We start from the raw sequence: 15,680 nt of genomic DNA, 5'->3' as shown, positions 1-15,680 counted from the left end.
GAAACCGCCGAGCCGCGAAAACAACAGCGCCCCGGCGCCGCCGAATATCGGCTAATCTTCCCGCGATCTGGTGGATTCGCCAAGGCCCGGCAGCAGCAATCTGACGATGTCGCAATCGGTCGACCTGAAATTGGTCTCAAGGTTCGCCGGGACCTTGCCCGCTGCGCTGCTGCGCAGCTTTCTGCCCTCGCTGCGCGAGCATGCCCTGTTGATCGCGATCGTCGCCGTGCATCTGCTGGCCGGTTTGGCCATGCCGAGCCTGCTCGGGCGGCCGCTCGCCTTCCAGCTCGATCTCGGCAAGGTGGCGGGCGTGATCTGGCTGATCGGTTTCTGGAGCGTGCTGGTCGCCGCCCTGGTCGGCTTCGCCGCCGCGGCGATCCGCAGCCGCGGGGTCCGGCCGCTGGCGGCCGCGTTCGCCTGGCTGCGCGACGACTTGCTGCGCGCTGACCGGATCTGGGGCGGCCTCATCGTCTTCGCGCTGCTGCCGGTGTTCGGCTGGAACTTCGCCTACCTGCAGGCGCTGATGCCCTTCCTCCACGATCTCGACTGGGACCCGACCTTCGCCGCCTGGGATGCAACGCTGCATTTCGGTCGGCAACCGTGGGACTGGCTGCAGCCGCTGCTCGGTTATCCGGCGCTCACCTCGCTGCTGAGCCTCATCTACGCGCTCTGGTTCTTCGTGCTCTACGCGGTCAATGCCTGGCAGGCCTTCGCGCGCCAGGATCCCGTGCGGCGCATGCAGTATCTGCTGTGCACAACATTGATCTGGGCGGTGCTGGGCAACGTCTTCTGCACGCTGCTCGCGTCCGGCGGCCCGGTCTATTACGGCCGGCTCACCGGCCTGCCGGATCCCTTCGCGCCGCTGTTCCAGTATCTCGATTCCGCGCATGGCCAGTGGCTGAACTTCTCGCGCGAGATCCAGGAGAAGATGTGGGCGCTTTTTCTGGTGAACGGCGAAGGCGGCCGGATCGCCGGCGCCGTGGCCGCGATGCCGAGCCTGCATGTCGCCTCCGCCTGCGGCTTCTACCTGGGGGCCCGGGCCACCCACCGCTGGCTCGGCTGGGCGTTCCTAGGATTTCTGGCATTGATGCTGCTGGGCTCGGTCCATCTTGGCTGGCATTACGCCATAGATGGCTATGCAGGAATCGGCGGGACCCTGCTGCTCTGGTGGGGCTGCGGGCGCTTGCTGCGCTGGCCGTGGATGCGCCGTCTGCTCTGGGGGGCGCATCCGCTTTCTAAGACCGGTGCCGGTGTCACGCGGCGGAATCAATCCATGCCATGAAACCGGAGGGTTAACCTGCTGACTTGCGGCGGACGGTTAAAACCGGTATCTATTGTACGGATAATCTTCCGCAGGTGGGGCCAGAATCGCCGGGTTCCCGCCAAGCGGCTTTTTGCGTGATTCTGGCGGCGAGCAGAGGAAGAAACATCGATGTCGAAGATTCGCAAATTCTTCAAATCTGATCTCGGCGCCACCGCGATCGAATATGGCCTGATCGCCGCCCTGATCTCGGTCGTGATCATCGCCGCGCTGCAGTTGACCGGTAACAGCCTGAAGACCGTGTTCAACAACGTCGGCGGCACGCTGAGCTCCGCGGCCAACTGATTCTCACGTGTCTAAGCCGCTCGACGGCGCGGCCAAGCCCGTGCGCAATGGGTTCGGCCGCGCCGAGACGGGCGCCACGGCGATCGAATATGCGCTGATCGCCGCCCTCGTCAGCGTTTTCATCGTGACCTCGGTCGCCCTGACGGGAAACGGGCTTACGGCGGTCTACAACGTCCTCAATTCCGCCATGGTCGGGGTTTTCGGCAACTGATGCCGGCGGGCACCCGCGCAGCCTCCATCCTTCCCCCCTGTTGGTCCCCAATCTTTCGATGGGCAGTCCGTCGATGAGCAGTCCGCCGATGAGCGCCTGGCCATGACGCTCGATCTCGCGCTCATCCTGGAACTGGGATTCCTGCTCGCCATGCTGGTCGCGGCCTGCCGCGACCTGGCGGCCTGGTCCCTCCCGAACTGGCTGACCATCTCGGTCGCGCTCGGCTATTTCGCCTGGGCCTGGGCCAGCGGGGCAAGCTGGAGCGCGGTGGGGTTGGCGGTCGCGGCGGGCGCGCTGGTGCTGGCCGCGGGCTACCTGCTGTTCGCGATCCATCTCTGGGGCGCCGGCGACGGCAAGATGGCCGCCGCGGTGGCGCTCTGGATCGGCCTCGGCTTCAACTTCGACCTGTTCCGCTTCTTCCTGGTGGTGTCGCTGGCGGGCGGGGTCCTGGCGATCGCCGCCCTGGCGATCCACTTCGCCACCGGCCAGCCGCAGCTGCCGCCCGGCGACGATGCCGGCCGCGCGGCGGCGCACCGCAACCCGCTGAAGGCCAAGGCGCGCTATGGCGCGGCGATCGCGATCGGCGGCCTCGACTTCTGGCTCTGGCACAGCCAGGCCGGCCTGTTGCTGCGCGGCCTGGTCGGGCTCGGCTAAGCCCGCGGTCCTATCTGAAATGCCCGCCTGCCCAAAGGGTTAACATTTCGACCCCGCGATCGGGCCGCGCGCCCAGGAAACCCAGGGCAACCGCCAATCTGCTTGTTAACCATGCCCGGATATGGTTAAGGCGCGCGAACAACGAGAGCTAGGCCGTTGATTTGGGATACTGAATTGCAATCAAGCCCCTAGCTTATTTGCTAACAATCCGCGATACTGACGTTAGCGTGGCTCGGATCGGGGGTGATTCGGGGCGTCGCCTTGGGCCATGCATGGAGGGGATTGACTATGCGGCCAATTGTTATCGTCTTGATCGTCCTTGCTCTGGGGACAGCGGCTATTGCCGCCTTTCTGGTGAGCCAGTTCCTGGCCTCACAGACCACGACGGCGCCGACCACGCAGACGATGCAGGCCGGCACGCAGAACGTGCTGGTGGCCGCGCGGGACATCGTGCCGGGCACGGTCCTGTCGGCGGACGACATCCGCTGGGAGCCCTGGCCCGAGACCCTGATCGACGATCGTTTTGTCGTGCAACCGGCCCAGGTGGAGAACCAGGCCCCGAGCGCCGACCCGCAACAGGAATTCATTGACCGGATTGCCCGCCGCTCGATCATGGCCGGCGAGCCGATGAGCCGCGAGATGGTGATCAAGCAGGGCGACAGCGGCGTCACCGCCGCCAACATCGCCCCCGGCATGCGCGGCATCACCATCAACGTGACGCCGAACCAGGGCGTCGCCGGCCTGATCCTGCCCAACGACCATGTCGATCTCTTGATGGACGTCTCCGTGCGCGAGCTGGTCGGCCTCAACGGCTGGAAGGACGTGGTGCTGAAGTACGGCGCCGAGACCTTCCTGCGCGACATCCGCGTCGTCGCCATCAACCAGAAGCTTTCGCACGACCCCAAGGAAGGCGTGGCCGAGCCCGGCAACCTGGTGACCCTGGAGGTCACGCCGGACCAGGCTGAGCGCATCCTGATCGCACAGCAGGTCGGCACCGTCAGCCTGACCTTGCGCAGCCTGGTGCCCGGCCTCAACGACAAGGACAAGAGCCAGACCTTCACCATGGACGTGCGCGCCTCGCGGGCGCTCTCGTCGCTGGTCGCCCTCGACCTCGAGCAGGACGAGGCCGATATGCCGAAGACCGCGGCCGACGCGGTCAAGATGGCGAAGGAGCGGGCCAAGCGTAGATCCGATGTCAAAATCAATCGGGGTGGCTCGATCGCCGTCCAGAAGTTCGGTCAATAAGATGCACAAGCATAAACTCGCTGCCATCGTCCTCGCGGTTGCTCCCGCGATGTTGGGCGTGATCCCGGGCGGCTCGGGGGCCTTCGCGCAAACTGTGGTGACGACGCCTTCGGGCGAGGCGGCGGCCGGCCCGTTCCAGGACCTGGTGAAGTCGCTGACCGGCACGCCGAACGAGGTGGTGCCGCTGACCTTGAACAAGACCCTGGAATTGAAGCTGCCGAGCGCGGTGCGCGACGTGATCGTCGGCAGCCCGGCGATCGCCGACGTCGTGGTCCGCTCGCCGACCCAGCTATTCCTGGTCGGCAAGGCAGTCGGCGACACCAACGTCTTCCTGCTCGACGCCGGCGGCAAGATCATCGAGCGGTTCGAAGTGACCGTTCATGCGGACACCGATTCCGTGAAGAGCACCCTGTCCACCCTGTTGCCGGGCGAGCCCATTGAGGTGACCGGCGCCGGCAATTCGATCGTGCTGTCCGGCACGGTGAGCTCCGACGGCGTCGTGACCCGCGCCCAGGAAGTGGCGCGGCGCTTCGTCGATGAGGATCAGAAGATCGTCAACATGCTGCGGGTCGCCAACGAGCAGCAGGTGATGCTGCGGGTCCGCGTCTCGGAAGTCAGCAAGACCGCGATCAAGCAGCTCGGCATCGACTGGAACCTCAGCAACATCGCGCTCGGCGACGGCGTCATCAACGCGGTGCTGCCCGGCGCCACCGCGCTCACCACGCCGGCCACGATTGCGGGTGCCGCCACGGATCTCGGTCCGATCGGCTCGCTCGACGTGACGTTGAGCATGCTTGAGCAACAGAACCTCGCCAAGAACCTGGCCGAGCCGAACCTGGTCACCGTTTCCGGCGAAGTCGCCAACATCCTGGTCGGCGGCGAGACGCCGATCCCGACCGCGCAGGACGGCATCAGCTCGGTCACCGTCGAGTTCAAGCCGTTCGGTGTCGCGCTTTCCTTCCTGCCGGTTGTGCTGGATTCCGGCCGCATCAGCCTGAAGGTCGGCACCGAGGTCAGCGCCCTCGACACCACCAACCAGGTGACGCTCTGCGCCGGCTGCTCGCCGGTGAGCGGCCTCAAGGTGCGGCGCGCCAACAGCGTGGTCGAGCTGCCGAGCGGCGGCAGCCTGATGCTGGGCGGCCTGCTCTCGAACGACATCACCAGCGGCATCGCCGGCATCCCGGGCGCCATGAACCTGCCGATCCTCGGCCAGCTGTTCCGCTCGAACGCCTTCCAGCACAACGAGACCGAGCTGGTCATCACCGTGACCGCCTTGCTGGTGAAGCCGGTTCAGCCCAAGCTGCTCGCCGTGCCGACCGACGGCTTCGCGCCGGCCAGCGACCTCGACAGCTACTTCCTCGGCCATCTGCAGAACATCTACGTCAAGCAGCCTGTGCCGACCGGCCACAACGCCCCGGCGTTGCAGGGGCCGATTGGCTATATCATTCAGTGAGGAACGCGAAGATGGCAGCTTCACGATTGCTGATCCCGTCTGCGCTGCTGCTGGCGGCGCTGCTCGGCGCCTGCAACTCGCCGGATCTCGCGTCCTATGACCCGCACGTCAAGTTCGGCGCGGACGTGGTGCAGAAGACCGCGGTCCTGTTCCTCGAACCGGCGGCGAACGGCGCGGTGCAGAGCGAGGATCGCGCTCGGCTGGCCGAGTTCGGCAAGGACTTCCGCGACCGCAACGCGGGCCCGATCGGCATCGCCATCGGCGCCACCTCGGCGGTCGATCCGGCCGCCGTCGCCTTCGCCGGCCATATCCGCGACGCCTTCGCGGCCCAGGGCATTCCGGCCGCCGCCGTCAACGTGACCTTGCATCCGGAATGGAGCTCGGGCGCCGCGCATCGCGCCACCGTCATGTTCCCGATCTATGTTGCCGAGGTCCCGGATTGCGGCATGACCAACGAGTATCCGGAGATCAACTTCTACAATCAGAATATGGGCAACTTCGGCTGCGCGACCGAGCGCAACGTGGCGCTGATGGCGGTCAACCCGCTCGACCTGGAGCAGATGCAGCCGCCGTCTGGGCGGTGGGGCCAGCGCGGCTATGATGTTATCACCAAGTACTCGACCGGAGAGGTCATCGCCAGCCCGATCGAAGCCGAGCCGAGCTCGACGACGGCCGGCACCCAGTAAAGGAATAGGAGCGCCCGCGTGATTCATCGCTTCAACATCGAAGCGTTTCCGCTGAGCCGGGAGACCGAGGCGGCGCTTGAAGGCCTGCGCGCGGAACGCGAGTTCTCTAAGGTCAAGCTCGCCATCCTGTTCGGCGGCCTGCCGCGGGCGGTGAAGCATTACGCCGACAACCCGAGCCCGCGGGTCATCATCGTCGAGGACCCGAGCGGCATCGACCAGCTCATGAAGAACCTCGAGCAGATGGCCGAGGTGGTGGAGCCGGGCCGCAAGGTCATCGTGATCGGTTCGATCAACGACGTGCAGGTCTACCGGCGGCTGGTCAGCCAGGGAATCTCCGAATATCTGGTCGGCCCGGTCTCGACCCAGGAGATCGTCGAAGCGGTCGTGGAATCGATCCGCGACCCATCGCAGAAGGAACAGGGCCGGCTGATCTCTTTCATCGGCGCCCGCGGCGGCGTCGGCAGCACGACGGTCGCCTGCAACGCGGCCTGGGCGCTGGCCGACACCGCCAAGGACGAGACCATCCTCGTCGATCTCGATCTCAACTTCGGCACCGCGGCGCTGTCGCTCAACCTCGATCCGAAGCAGGCGGCGGGCGATGCGCTCATCGACACCGAGCGGCTGGACGCGACCTTGGTCGAGCGCTTCCTGATGGAGCATGACGAGCATCTGAGCGTCATCTCGACGCAGGGGACGCTGAAGGAGCTCTATCGGCCGACTTCGGAAAGCGTCGAGCGGCTGATCGACATCACGCGCCAGATGGCCTCGACCGTGGTGGTCGATTTGCCTCGGCAATGGACCGACTGGGTCTCGAATCTGCTGGTGCTCTCCGACGAGGTGGTGATCACCGCGGCGCCGGACTTGAGCAACCTTCGGGATGCCAAGATGATGGTCGACTGGATGCGCAGCCGCCGCGGCGAGCAGGCCAACGTCCGACTGGTCCTCAACAAGCTCGATGCCGGCAAGAAGACGCAGCTTTCGGTGAAGGACTTCCAGGAATCTCTGCGCTTGGTCCCGGTCGGCGTGCTCTCCTGGGAGCCGCAGATCTTCGGCCAGCTCTCGAATAACGGTCAGGTATTCGGAGAAGGCGCGCGCTCCCACAAGGCGGCGGCGACCTTCCGGCAAATCGCCACCACCCTCGGCGCCCGGCAGTCTCCTGCCGCAAAGACTGGCGGCGGCGGGGGCGACAACTCACTGCTCGGCTGGCTGAAGAAGAAGCCGAAAAAGCAGGCGAGTTGACAGTCGGCGCTTCCGGCCCGAAGCTTGAGCCTAAATGGCTTTTTGAAGCGAGGAGCCTGAACAGGGATGTTCGGCAAGCGTAGTAATACACCGGCTGCTGGCGGCAATCGCACACCCGCGGTCGCGGAAGCCCCGGCAGCGCCCGCGCCTGCACCGGCGCCCCGTTCTCCGGCGGGCGGCGTCGGTGGTCGCGGCGGCGAGCTCGATTCCCGACTGGCGGAGATCAAGCTCAACGTCTTCAACGACCTGATGGCGACGGTCGATCTCGGCGAGTTCGCCAAGCTCGATCACAAGTCGGTCCGCGACGCGATCAGCGAGATCGTCTCCGAAATCATCAACATGCGGAACCTGACGCTGTCGGCTGCCGAGCAGCAGATGGTGATCACGGAGATTTGCAACGATGTCTTGGGCCTCGGGCCCTTGGAGCCGCTGCTGGCGCGCGACGACATCGCCGACATCATGGTCAACGGCGCCGACAAGGTCTACATCGAGACCAACGGCAAGATCGAGCTGACCGACATCCGGTTCAGAGACAACCAGCAGCTGATGAACATCTGTCAGCGCATCGTCTCGGCGGTCGGCCGGCGCGTCGATGAAGCGAGCCCGATCTGCGACGCGCGCTTGGCCGACGGCAGCCGTGTCAACGTGATCGCGCCGCCGCTCTCGATCGACGGCCCCGCGCTCACCATTCGTAAATTCCGCCGCGACCGCCTGACTCTCGACAAGCTGGTGAAGTTCGGCTCGATCACCCCGGCCGGCGGCCGGCTGCTCGAGATCATCGGCCATTGCCGGATCAACACCATCGTCTCCGGCGGTACCGGTTCGGGCAAGACCACGCTGCTGAACTGTCTCACCAACTACATCGACCGCACCGAGCGGGTCATAACCTGCGAGGACGCCGCCGAGCTGCAGCTGCAGCAGCCGCATGTGGTGCGCCTCGAGACCCGCCCGCCGAACCTGGAAGGCGTCGGCCAGGTCTCCATGCGCGACCTGGTCAGGAACTGCCTGCGTATGCGCCCCGAGCGGATCATCGTCGGCGAGGTCCGCGGACCCGAGGCTTTCGACCTGCTGCAGGCGATGAACACCGGCCATGACGGCTCGATGGGCACCATCCACGCCAACAACCCGCGCGAATGCGTCTCCCGTATGGAGAACATGATCGCGATGGGCGGCTACAACCTGCCGGCCAAGACGGTCCGCGAGCATATCGCGGGCGCCATCCAGGTCGTGGTCCAGGCGGCCCGTCTCAGGGACGGCTCGCGCAAGATCACCCATGTCTCGGAAGTGATGGGCATGGAAGGCGAGGTCGTGACCCTGCAGGATCTCTTCGTCTACGAGATCACCGGCGAGGACGCGCAAGGGCGCATCACCGGCCGTCACCGTTTCACCGGCTTGCGCCCCGGCTTCTGGGACCGCGTCCGCTACTTCGGCAAGGAGCGCGATCTGGCCGAGGCGATGGAGGCCGGCAGTGCCTAACATCGCCGCGAATCCCCAGCTCCTGATCTACGGGATTGCGGGGCTGGCGGCGGTGGCCATGCTTCTGCTCGGCTTCGGCATCTATGCCGCCGTGACCGCGCCGCAGGCGCGGCTGAAGCGCCGTATCAGCACCGTCGTCGGCGACCCCTTGCCGGTGCTGGCCATGCCCGGCGGCGCCCGCAAGGATGTCAACGCCGCCGGCAAGCGCAAGAAACAGATCCAGGAGCGGCTGAAGCAGGCCGAGGAGTCGCGCCAGAAGCGCCGCGGCTCAAGGCTCCGCGAGATGCTGGTCTTCGCCGGCCTCAAGATCACGCCGCAGCAGTTCATCATGTATTCGTTGCTCGGCGGCGCCATCCTGATGGGCATTGCCTATTATTTCGGTGTGCCGCCGATCCTGCTGCCGGCCGTCGGCCTGGTCGCCTTCCTCGGCATCCCGAAATTCGTCATCAATTTCCTGATCAAGAAGCGCCTGAAGAAGTTCATTGCCGCCTTTCCCGATGCGATCGACATCATCGTCCGTGGCGTGCGTTCGGGTCTGACGGTCGGCGAGTGCCTGGCGATCATCGCCCAGGAATCCCCGGATCCGGTCGGCCCGGAATTCCGCCTGGTGAACGAGGCGATCAAGCTGGGCCAGCCGATGGCCGACGCCCTGCAGCGGATGAGCGATCGCCTGCCCAGCCCGGAGTTCCGCTACTTCACCATCGTGCTCGGCACCCAGCAGACCACCGGCGGCAACCTGGCCGAGACCTTGGCCAAGCTCTCCGACGTGCTGCGCCAGCGCAAGAAGATGAAGGACAAGGTGCAGGCCATGTCGAGCGAGGCCAAGGCCTCGGCCGGCATCATCGGCTCGCTGCCGCTGTTCGTCATGGGCGCGCTGACCTTCCTGGCGCCGGACTACGTGGCGCTGCTGTTCACCACCGAGACCGGTAACTTCCTGCTGGCGATCTGCGTCGTCGTCATGGGCACCGGCGTGATGGTGATGCGCAAGATGATCAACTTCGACATGTAGCGACCGCCGCCCCGCGCAGCCAGCGCGCGCCGCGTCGCACGGAGACCTCGGATGCATATCTTCGACAACTGGGAATTCGGTTTCGATCTTGCGACCGTGATCATCATCGTCGCCTTCATCGCCGCCTTCGCGTCGGTGATGGCAGTGGCGACGCCCTTCCTGCAGAACGACAAGTTCGCGGCCCGCCGCAAGGCCGTCGCCTTCAAGCGCGACGAGCTGCAGATCCAGCAGCGCGAGGGCTACAGCAACCGTCGCCGGCTGCAGCCGACGCGCTCGGAAAGCGCCATGCGCGGCGTCATCAAGCAGCTTCGGCTCGAGGACATGCTGGAGCAGAAAGACCTGAAGCGGCGCCTGATCCAGGGCGGCTACCGCACCACCTCGGCGCCGGTCACCTTCACCTTCGTGCGCCTGGCCATGCCGATTGCCCTCGGCGTGCTCGCCTTCTTCTACAGCCTGTCGCTGTTCCCCGACTGGACCTGGCAGGGCAAGACCCTGGCCGCGGCGGTCGGCGCCGCCTTCGGCTGGCTGCTGCCGACGATCTTCCTCACCAACGCGGTCCAGAAGCGCCAGAAGATCCTGATGCGCGCGCTGCCGGACGCGCTCGATCTCATGGTGATCTGTGTCGAATCCGGCATGTCGATCGAGGCCGCCTTCAACAAGGTCTCCGAGGAGATGGCGGAAACCTCGCCGCTGATGGCCGAGGAGATGGGGCTGACGGCGGCGGAACTCGCCTATCTCGGCGATCGCCGCGGCGCCTACGAGAATCTCGCCGATCGCACCGGCCTGGCGACCTTCCGCTCGCTGACCACCACCCTGCTGCAATCGGAGAAATACGGCACCCCGATCGCAACCGGCCTGCGGGTCATCGCCCAGGAAAACCGCGACGCGCGCCTGAACGCGGCGGAGAAGAAGGCGGCGGCGCTGCCCGCACAGCTCACCGTGCCGATGATCATCTTCTTCCTGCCGGTGCTGTTCATCGTGATCGCCGGACCCGCCGGGATCCAGGTCGCCGAGCTGATGAAGTAGGGCGCGCGCGCCTGAAGCGCTACTGAACCGCCGAGCCGCCGGCGGGCGGCGCCGCCGCGGCGGCCTTGGCCGCGTTGGAGATCATCCGGAAATAGGCGTTGTTGTTGTCGGCGACTTCCGGCGGCAGATCCTTGCGCGCCAGCCGCTCGGCCGCATCCGGATCGCCTTTCAGCGCCATCAGCAAGGCCAGGTTCTGCCGGGTCTGGGCCGAGGCGGTCGGCTGGTCGATCGCCTGCTGCAGGGTGGCGATGGCGCCGTCGAGGTCGCCGCTCGAAGCCTGCGACAAGGCGAGGTTGTTGAGCACGGTCGGGTTGCTGGGCGAGGCGATCAGCGCCTGGGCATAGGCTTCGCGCGCATCCGCGTAGTTGCCCTGATAGTCATAGGCGACACCGAGGGTGGACAGGATCTCCCAGTCGTTCGGCAACTGCTCCTTGGCTTCCAACAGGGTGGGCAGCGCCAGGTTGTCCTGGTCGGCCGCCAGATAGGCCTTGCCGAGCTCGGTCAGGAGATGCGGGGTTCGGCCCTGCTTGGCGATCAGCCGGCTGATGACGGCGATGGCGCTCTGCGCCTGGCCGGCGAAACGCATATTCCGCGCGAGATTCATCGCCAGGTCGGGGTCTTCGGGATGCTGCGCCAGCAGGCCCTGGTAGATGCCGACCGCGTCGCTGTAGTTGTAGCTGGCCTCGGCCTGCTGCGCGGCCTTCAGCTGCGCGTCCTGCAGCGCGGCCGCGTCCGGCTGCATCTGGGTGGGACCCGGGGTGCAGCCCGCCAACAGCAGGCCGGCCGCAACCGTGCCCAGCAAGGCATTGCGCCGGCTGTTCCGGCGCGCTCGCCGTGTCATCCCGACCATAGGGTTCTCCCCCGGTGGTGGGTCTGCCGTTTCCCGGACCAGCTCCGGGCCCCGAGGCAGGCCGCAACCAATTGATGATCTTATACATTTTCTGCGGCAGCGCAGCAAGCGGCATCCCAAGGCCGAGGCTTCTCATGCAAACTGCATTGCCGCAGGGCAGCTTCTCGGCTAAGATTAACAAATACCGGTTAGTGGGTTGAGTCCGTTGCCGAACGGACCGGACCGGTGCGGAGGGGAAGATGCGCCGTCTGTTCGTTCTGGTGCCGATGCTGGCGGCATTCGTCATGGCGAGCACCGCGATGGCGGATGGGCTCAACATCAACTGGCGCGAGGCGCGCGTGGTCCGGCTCGCCAAGCCGGCCACCAGTGTCATCATCGGCGACCCGACCGTCGCCGACGTCACCCTCGACACGCCGAACACCGTCATCGTCTTCGGCAAGACGCCGGGCGAGACCAACATTCTCGTCCTCGCCGGCGACCAGGAGCTGCTGCTGGATTGGCCGGTGGTGGTGTCGCCGGTCTCGGCGCGCCATGTCAGCGTGCTCAACGCGGTGGCGCCCGATGCGCCGACCGAGGTGCTCTACGCCTGCGGCACCGAGCGCTGCAGCCGCGTCCTCTCGCCGACCGACGTCGAGTTCTCCTCGTCGTCACGCAGCCAGACCACCAGCGACACCGACGCCAGCAAGTCCGCGACCTCGGCGGAAAGCAGCTACAGCTACGGCGTGGATCTCAATCAGAACGTCAACCAGAGCACCACCACGACCAACCAATAGCCCCTGGTTCGGGTGTGAGGTATTCCTGGCGGCGCCCGGAATCTGTATGGCCGCATACATAGGTGTTGGCGTCTGTTATTAATCCCAGCTAAATCAACGATTTAACCCGATAGGCCCGATTGTCTAACGGGCGCTTCGCTCGTATCATGTCGGGGTGGGGCGAGAGAGGATCGGACCATGTCGCTGCGTCGTGTTGCGTCTGAACTGAAGAACCGCCTGGCCGCTTGGGCCGCCTGGAACCGGGACACCTACCGCCGGTACCGGCGCGACGAGAGCGGCGCGATCGCCATCTATTTCGGGCTCTCCTGCATCGTGTTCATCGGCGTGGCCGGTCTCGCGGTCGATGCCGCGCGCGGCTACCTGGTGAAGGCGCGCCTCTCCGAGGCGATCGACGCCGCGGCCCTGGCCGGCGGCAAGGCGCTGCAGACCGCCGGCGATCCTCTGAACAACAAGGTGAAGGCCGACGCGCTTGCCTTCTTCAACGCGAATTTCCCGAACGGCGCGATGGGCGCCAACGTGGTGACGCCGGTCATCAACGTCATCAACAACAACACCCTGGTCACCGTCTCGTCGACCGCCACGATCCCGACCACGCTGATGCGGGTGCTGGGCTTCCAGCAGATGACCATGGCCGCGGCCGGCACGGTGGCGCGGGCCCAGAGCGGTCTCGACGTGGTGTTCTCCTTCGACGTCTCGGGCTCGATGGGTTCGCCGGCCTCGAAGATGACGGCGCTGAAGAGCAACGCGAAGTCGCTGGTCACTTCGCTGTACAAGCCGTTCACCACCGGCGGCCAGACCCAGATTGTGACGGTCAGCGGCGTCGACTACTCGCTGCTGAACATCGGCGTGGTGCCCTGGAGCTCCAAGGTCAACGTGTTCACCTATCCGGCGACCACCCCGGGCGCCATCACCGGCCCGACCGGTTCCACCTACACCCACCCGATGGGCGGCCGCAAATACGCAGCCCTTACCGCGCCGTTTGCGCTGACGTCGACGCGCCCCGGCGTGTATAAGGCGGCGAATTCCCAGGTTCCGCTGCTGCTCAGCCCGGCCCTCTCGAACGAGATGCCCGGCGGCTGGCGCGGCTGCGTCTACGCCCGCTACTGGGAGGACAGCCTCGAAAGCACCGACGCCGACACCACGCTCGGCGCCACCGCGGCTTGGCCGGGCTGGGAGCCGATCCCGACCAACGAAGGCGAGGACTACAGCAACTTCCGCAACTGCTACGGCGCCTATTGGAACAACAACCAGGATGCCAGCGTCTCCGGGCCGGATATCCCGGCGCCGAATCCCGGCTGGTGGGTCCCGCCCTTCGGCGCGCGGGATGGCGGCGACTGCGCCGACTGCCCGGCGATCGGCATCCTGCCGCTGCAGACCACCGCCACTTCGGTCAACGACATGATCGACGACCTGTCGCCGGGCGGCGCCACCGACGCGCCGCAGGGCCTGTTCTGGGCCTGGGAAGTGCTGATGCCCGGCGCGCCCTTCGATGAAGCCAAGGTCAACCCGCCGTTCCAGCGCGCCCAGGCCATCGTGTTCATGACCGACGGCCAGAATTGCGGCAGCAACGGCGACGCCTATCACGGCTGGTTCGGCGTGTGTGAAGACGCCGGCACCACGACCAGCAAGGGCAACATCACCATGCCCGACGGCACCAGCGTGAAGAACAACCTCGACAACAAGTTGCTGCAGCTGGCGGCGAAGATCAAGGGCACCAACCCGCTGGATCCTTCGGCGGTGAAGATCTACGTGATCCAGTACGTGGAGCCGAACGAGGACCTGAAGACCCTGCTCAAGGCCGTCGCGACCCAGCCGCAGGCGCCTTACTACTACTTCGCGCCGGACAGCGCGTCGCTCGCCACGGTCTTCGACCAGATCGCCGCCAGCCTCTCGGCGCTCCGCATCGTCAAGTAGCGCAGCGCCGGCTGCGAAATGAAAACGCCCGCCGTGCCGGTCAGGCTTGGCGGGCGTTGCTTTTTCCGGCCGGCGTCAGCGCGGCTTCAGCATTGCGTCGCGGGGGGCGTGCAGCTGAGCGGCGGTGGGGTCATCAGGTTCTTATTGCGCGGCCGCGTGTAGGAAACCCGGTACAGCGTCGAGCCCGTGTAGATCAGGGTCGACAACACCGGCTGGTAGGTGAAGTAGACCTCGGCGGCCAGCACTTCTTCGTTGGATGCGGGGGCGAGCGCGGCGGGAATGCTGGCGCCGGTGGTGATCTTGCTGGCGGGCCCGGTGCCGCCGTTGTTCCTCTGCCAGGTCAGCGCGACGCCCGCGCCGCTCGGATTGTTGATCGAACTCACATAGATCTTGCCGTTGGTGACGATGTCATAGGGCTGCATCATCACCTTGCCGGCGTTGAAGATATCCGTCAGCTGGTTCTTCTGCAGCGGCTCGTCCGCCTGGGCCACCAGGTCGGCGACGCCGGACGAGGTCCGCGAGATCTTCTGCACGATCAGCACGTAGCGCGGCACCTCGAAGCAGCCGAGCAGGATCAGCAGCACCACCGGCAGCACCAGCGCGAACTCGATCGCGGTGACGCCGCGCTCGTCCTTGAGGAACTTCTCGCCGGCGGCGAAGCGGCGCAGGCGGGCCGGAAATGCTTGGGCAATGAAGCGGCGCATCAGTCGCATGCTCAGCTCTTGCAGAAGCTGCTGCCGGAAAGATTGGGCTCGTTCTTGACCACGATGCTGGAGCTCATCGGGATCATGTAGCGGCCGGGGTTGCTGGGGTCCGGCTTGCCGAGCCACTGGCCGATGATCGGGGTCAGGATCTTCCAGTTGTAGTTCACGGTGTAGACCACGATGTTGCCGGCCGCGCCCACGCCGCTGCTCGCCGCGCCGGCCCCGTCCCGCACCCCGTTGCAGTTGGTGTCGGAATAGGGCTCGCCAGTGTTGTAGACGCCGTTGCTGTTGAGGTCGCTATAGGGCTCGCCGTCCTTGACCGCGCTGAAGCTGCTGTAGACCTGGGTCGTGATGGTCGCCGCGTTGAGGTCGATCAGGTCGAGGGTGTTCTGGTTGAGGATGTAGCCGATCGTCATCAGGCGGTTGTCGTTGCCGACCTTGAAGGCGGTCGGCACCTTGTTGGTGTCCGGCGGCGCGTCCGACTGCGAGGTGATGCCGTAGCGCGAGGCTTCCTTGAGGCCGCCCTCCAGGGTCACCAGGCTGGCCATGCACAGGCTGATCTCCATGATCCCGAAGGTGATCATCAGGACGATCGGGAAGATCAGCGCGAATTCGATCATGGTCGCGCCCTCGCCGTTTCGGGCGAAGCGCTGGACCCTGGCTGGAGAGAAATGGCCTTGCATGGACCCTTACCCGCGGCGGACGAAGCCGGACCGTTAACCTGCCCAATCTATGGCTGGGCGGGCTTAAAGTCCAGTTAGCACCCTGAATTTCCTAGCAAAAACGCCGAATCTCGCACCGTTATGTGATCTGGGTCGCCCGACTGCGCCCCCC

The 15,680-nt window shown here is 65.9% G+C and carries 16 protein-coding genes; 13 read left to right on the top strand and 3 right to left on the bottom strand.

Translation table 11 applies throughout. The features are described from left to right. Positions 1 to 106 precede the first annotated feature (106 nt). The 11 genes from ACH2CY_RS11050 to ACH2CY_RS11000 all read left to right on the top strand — a co-directional run bounded on the left by ACH2CY_RS11050 (position 107) and on the right by ACH2CY_RS11000 (position 10,605). Positions 107 to 1,282 carry a phosphatase PAP2 family protein gene (locus ACH2CY_RS11050; protein WP_395018969.1) on the top strand — a complete coding sequence of 392 codons (1,176 nt, stop codon included), beginning with the start codon at positions 107 to 109 and terminating at the stop codon, positions 1,280 to 1,282. A 150-nt stretch (positions 1,283 to 1,432) separates the two neighbouring features. Further along, positions 1,433 to 1,606: a Flp family type IVb pilin gene (locus ACH2CY_RS11045; RefSeq protein WP_395018967.1), complete on the top strand. Its 174-nt coding sequence runs from the start codon at positions 1,433 to 1,435 to the stop codon at positions 1,604 to 1,606. A gap of 7 nt (positions 1,607 to 1,613) precedes the next feature. Then, on the top strand, positions 1,614 to 1,817 hold the full coding sequence (locus ACH2CY_RS11040) for a Flp family type IVb pilin (RefSeq protein ID WP_395018965.1): 204 nt from the start codon (positions 1,614 to 1,616) through the stop codon (positions 1,815 to 1,817). 102 nt (positions 1,818 to 1,919) lie between these two features. Then, positions 1,920 to 2,471 carry a prepilin peptidase gene (locus tag ACH2CY_RS11035; protein ID WP_395018964.1) on the top strand — a complete coding sequence of 184 codons (552 nt, stop codon included), beginning with the start codon at positions 1,920 to 1,922 and terminating at the stop codon, positions 2,469 to 2,471. A 288-nt stretch (positions 2,472 to 2,759) separates the two neighbouring features. Next, positions 2,760 to 3,716 carry a Flp pilus assembly protein CpaB gene (gene cpaB / locus ACH2CY_RS11030; protein WP_395018962.1) on the top strand — a complete coding sequence of 319 codons (957 nt, stop codon included), beginning with the start codon at positions 2,760 to 2,762 and terminating at the stop codon, positions 3,714 to 3,716. A 1-nt stretch (position 3,717) separates the two neighbouring features. After that, positions 3,718 to 5,169, top strand: a complete 1,452-nt coding sequence (locus tag ACH2CY_RS11025) for a type II and III secretion system protein family protein (protein ID WP_395018960.1) — start codon at positions 3,718 to 3,720, stop codon at positions 5,167 to 5,169. 11 nt (positions 5,170 to 5,180) lie between these two features. Further along, a complete protein-coding gene (locus ACH2CY_RS11020) occupies positions 5,181 to 5,855 on the top strand; it encodes a CpaD family pilus assembly lipoprotein (RefSeq protein WP_395018958.1) in 675 nt (224 codons plus the stop codon). A gap of 18 nt (positions 5,856 to 5,873) precedes the next feature. Further along, complete coding sequence (locus tag ACH2CY_RS11015; RefSeq protein WP_395018957.1) at positions 5,874 to 7,094, top strand: CpaE family protein; 1,221 nt, start codon at positions 5,874 to 5,876, stop codon at positions 7,092 to 7,094. Between the two features lie 66 nt (positions 7,095 to 7,160). Further along, positions 7,161 to 8,570, top strand: coding sequence for a CpaF family protein (locus ACH2CY_RS11010; protein ID WP_395018955.1), 1,410 nt, complete (start codon positions 7,161 to 7,163; stop codon positions 8,568 to 8,570). Next, the gene (locus ACH2CY_RS11005) at positions 8,563 to 9,579 is read left to right on the top strand and encodes a type II secretion system F family protein (protein ID WP_395018953.1); all 1,017 of its coding nucleotides are present in this window, start codon (positions 8,563 to 8,565) and stop codon (positions 9,577 to 9,579) included. The genes ACH2CY_RS11010 and ACH2CY_RS11005 overlap by 8 nt, the downstream gene beginning before the upstream one ends. Before the next feature lie 51 nt (positions 9,580 to 9,630). Next, positions 9,631 to 10,605: a type II secretion system F family protein gene (locus tag ACH2CY_RS11000; RefSeq protein WP_395018952.1), complete on the top strand. Its 975-nt coding sequence runs from the start codon at positions 9,631 to 9,633 to the stop codon at positions 10,603 to 10,605. A 19-nt stretch (positions 10,606 to 10,624) separates the two neighbouring features. Here the strand turns inward: ACH2CY_RS11000 and ACH2CY_RS10995 are convergent, their stop codons facing one another. Further along, positions 10,625 to 11,446, bottom strand: a complete 822-nt coding sequence (locus ACH2CY_RS10995; RefSeq protein ID WP_395018950.1) for a tetratricopeptide repeat protein — start codon at positions 11,444 to 11,446, stop codon at positions 10,625 to 10,627. Positions 11,447 to 11,694: 248 nt separating this feature from the next. On the opposite strand from ACH2CY_RS10995, the gene ACH2CY_RS10990 reads away from it, so the two are divergent. Continuing rightward, positions 11,695 to 12,228, top strand: coding sequence for a pilus assembly protein N-terminal domain-containing protein (locus ACH2CY_RS10990; RefSeq protein WP_395018948.1), 534 nt, complete (start codon positions 11,695 to 11,697; stop codon positions 12,226 to 12,228). A gap of 177 nt (positions 12,229 to 12,405) precedes the next feature. Beyond that, complete coding sequence (locus ACH2CY_RS10985; RefSeq protein ID WP_395018947.1) at positions 12,406 to 14,142, top strand: pilus assembly protein TadG-related protein; 1,737 nt, start codon at positions 12,406 to 12,408, stop codon at positions 14,140 to 14,142. Between the two features lie 86 nt (positions 14,143 to 14,228). Here ACH2CY_RS10985 and ACH2CY_RS10980 read toward each other — a convergent pair whose 3' ends face one another. After that, on the bottom strand, positions 14,229 to 14,855 hold the full coding sequence (locus tag ACH2CY_RS10980; protein ID WP_395018946.1) for a TadE/TadG family type IV pilus assembly protein: 627 nt from the start codon (positions 14,853 to 14,855) through the stop codon (positions 14,229 to 14,231). Positions 14,856 to 14,857: 2 nt separating this feature from the next. Beyond that, the gene (locus tag ACH2CY_RS10975) at positions 14,858 to 15,466 is read right to left on the bottom strand and encodes a TadE/TadG family type IV pilus assembly protein (RefSeq protein WP_395018944.1); all 609 of its coding nucleotides are present in this window, start codon (positions 15,464 to 15,466) and stop codon (positions 14,858 to 14,860) included. Positions 15,467 to 15,680: the final 214 nt, after the last annotated feature.

The sequence above is a fragment of the Dongia sp. genome, from assembly GCF_041905885.1.
Classification (GTDB): Bacteria; Pseudomonadota; Alphaproteobacteria; order Dongiales; family Dongiaceae; genus Dongia.
This window is presented reverse-complemented; position numbering and strand designations above follow the sequence as displayed.

Bases quoted from the DNA above. Each gene is read 5' to 3' on its own strand.
- ACH2CY_RS11025 (WP_395018960.1), top strand. From the start codon at position 3,718: ATGCACAAGCATAAACTCGCTGCCATCGTCCTCGCGGTTGCTCCCGCG.
- cpaB (WP_395018962.1), top strand. From the start codon at position 2,760: ATGCGGCCAATTGTTATCGTCTTGATCGTCCTTGCTCTGGGGACAGCG.
- ACH2CY_RS11000 (WP_395018952.1), top strand. From the start codon at position 9,631: ATGCATATCTTCGACAACTGGGAATTCGGTTTCGATCTTGCGACCGTG.
- ACH2CY_RS10990 (WP_395018948.1), top strand. From the start codon at position 11,695: ATGCGCCGTCTGTTCGTTCTGGTGCCGATGCTGGCGGCATTCGTCATG.
- ACH2CY_RS10975 (WP_395018944.1), bottom strand. From the start codon at position 15,466: ATGATCGAATTCGCGCTGATCTTCCCGATCGTCCTGATGATCACCTTC.
- ACH2CY_RS11035 (WP_395018964.1), top strand. From the start codon at position 1,920: ATGACGCTCGATCTCGCGCTCATCCTGGAACTGGGATTCCTGCTCGCC.
- ACH2CY_RS11010 (WP_395018955.1), top strand. From the start codon at position 7,161: ATGTTCGGCAAGCGTAGTAATACACCGGCTGCTGGCGGCAATCGCACA.
- ACH2CY_RS11045 (WP_395018967.1), top strand. From the start codon at position 1,433: ATGTCGAAGATTCGCAAATTCTTCAAATCTGATCTCGGCGCCACCGCG.
- ACH2CY_RS10995 (WP_395018950.1), bottom strand. From the start codon at position 11,446: ATGACACGGCGAGCGCGCCGGAACAGCCGGCGCAATGCCTTGCTGGGC.
- ACH2CY_RS10980 (WP_395018946.1), bottom strand. From the start codon at position 14,855: ATGCGACTGATGCGCCGCTTCATTGCCCAAGCATTTCCGGCCCGCCTG.
- ACH2CY_RS11020 (WP_395018958.1), top strand. From the start codon at position 5,181: ATGGCAGCTTCACGATTGCTGATCCCGTCTGCGCTGCTGCTGGCGGCG.
- ACH2CY_RS11050 (WP_395018969.1), top strand. From the start codon at position 107: ATGTCGCAATCGGTCGACCTGAAATTGGTCTCAAGGTTCGCCGGGACC.
- ACH2CY_RS10985 (WP_395018947.1), top strand. From the start codon at position 12,406: ATGTCGCTGCGTCGTGTTGCGTCTGAACTGAAGAACCGCCTGGCCGCT.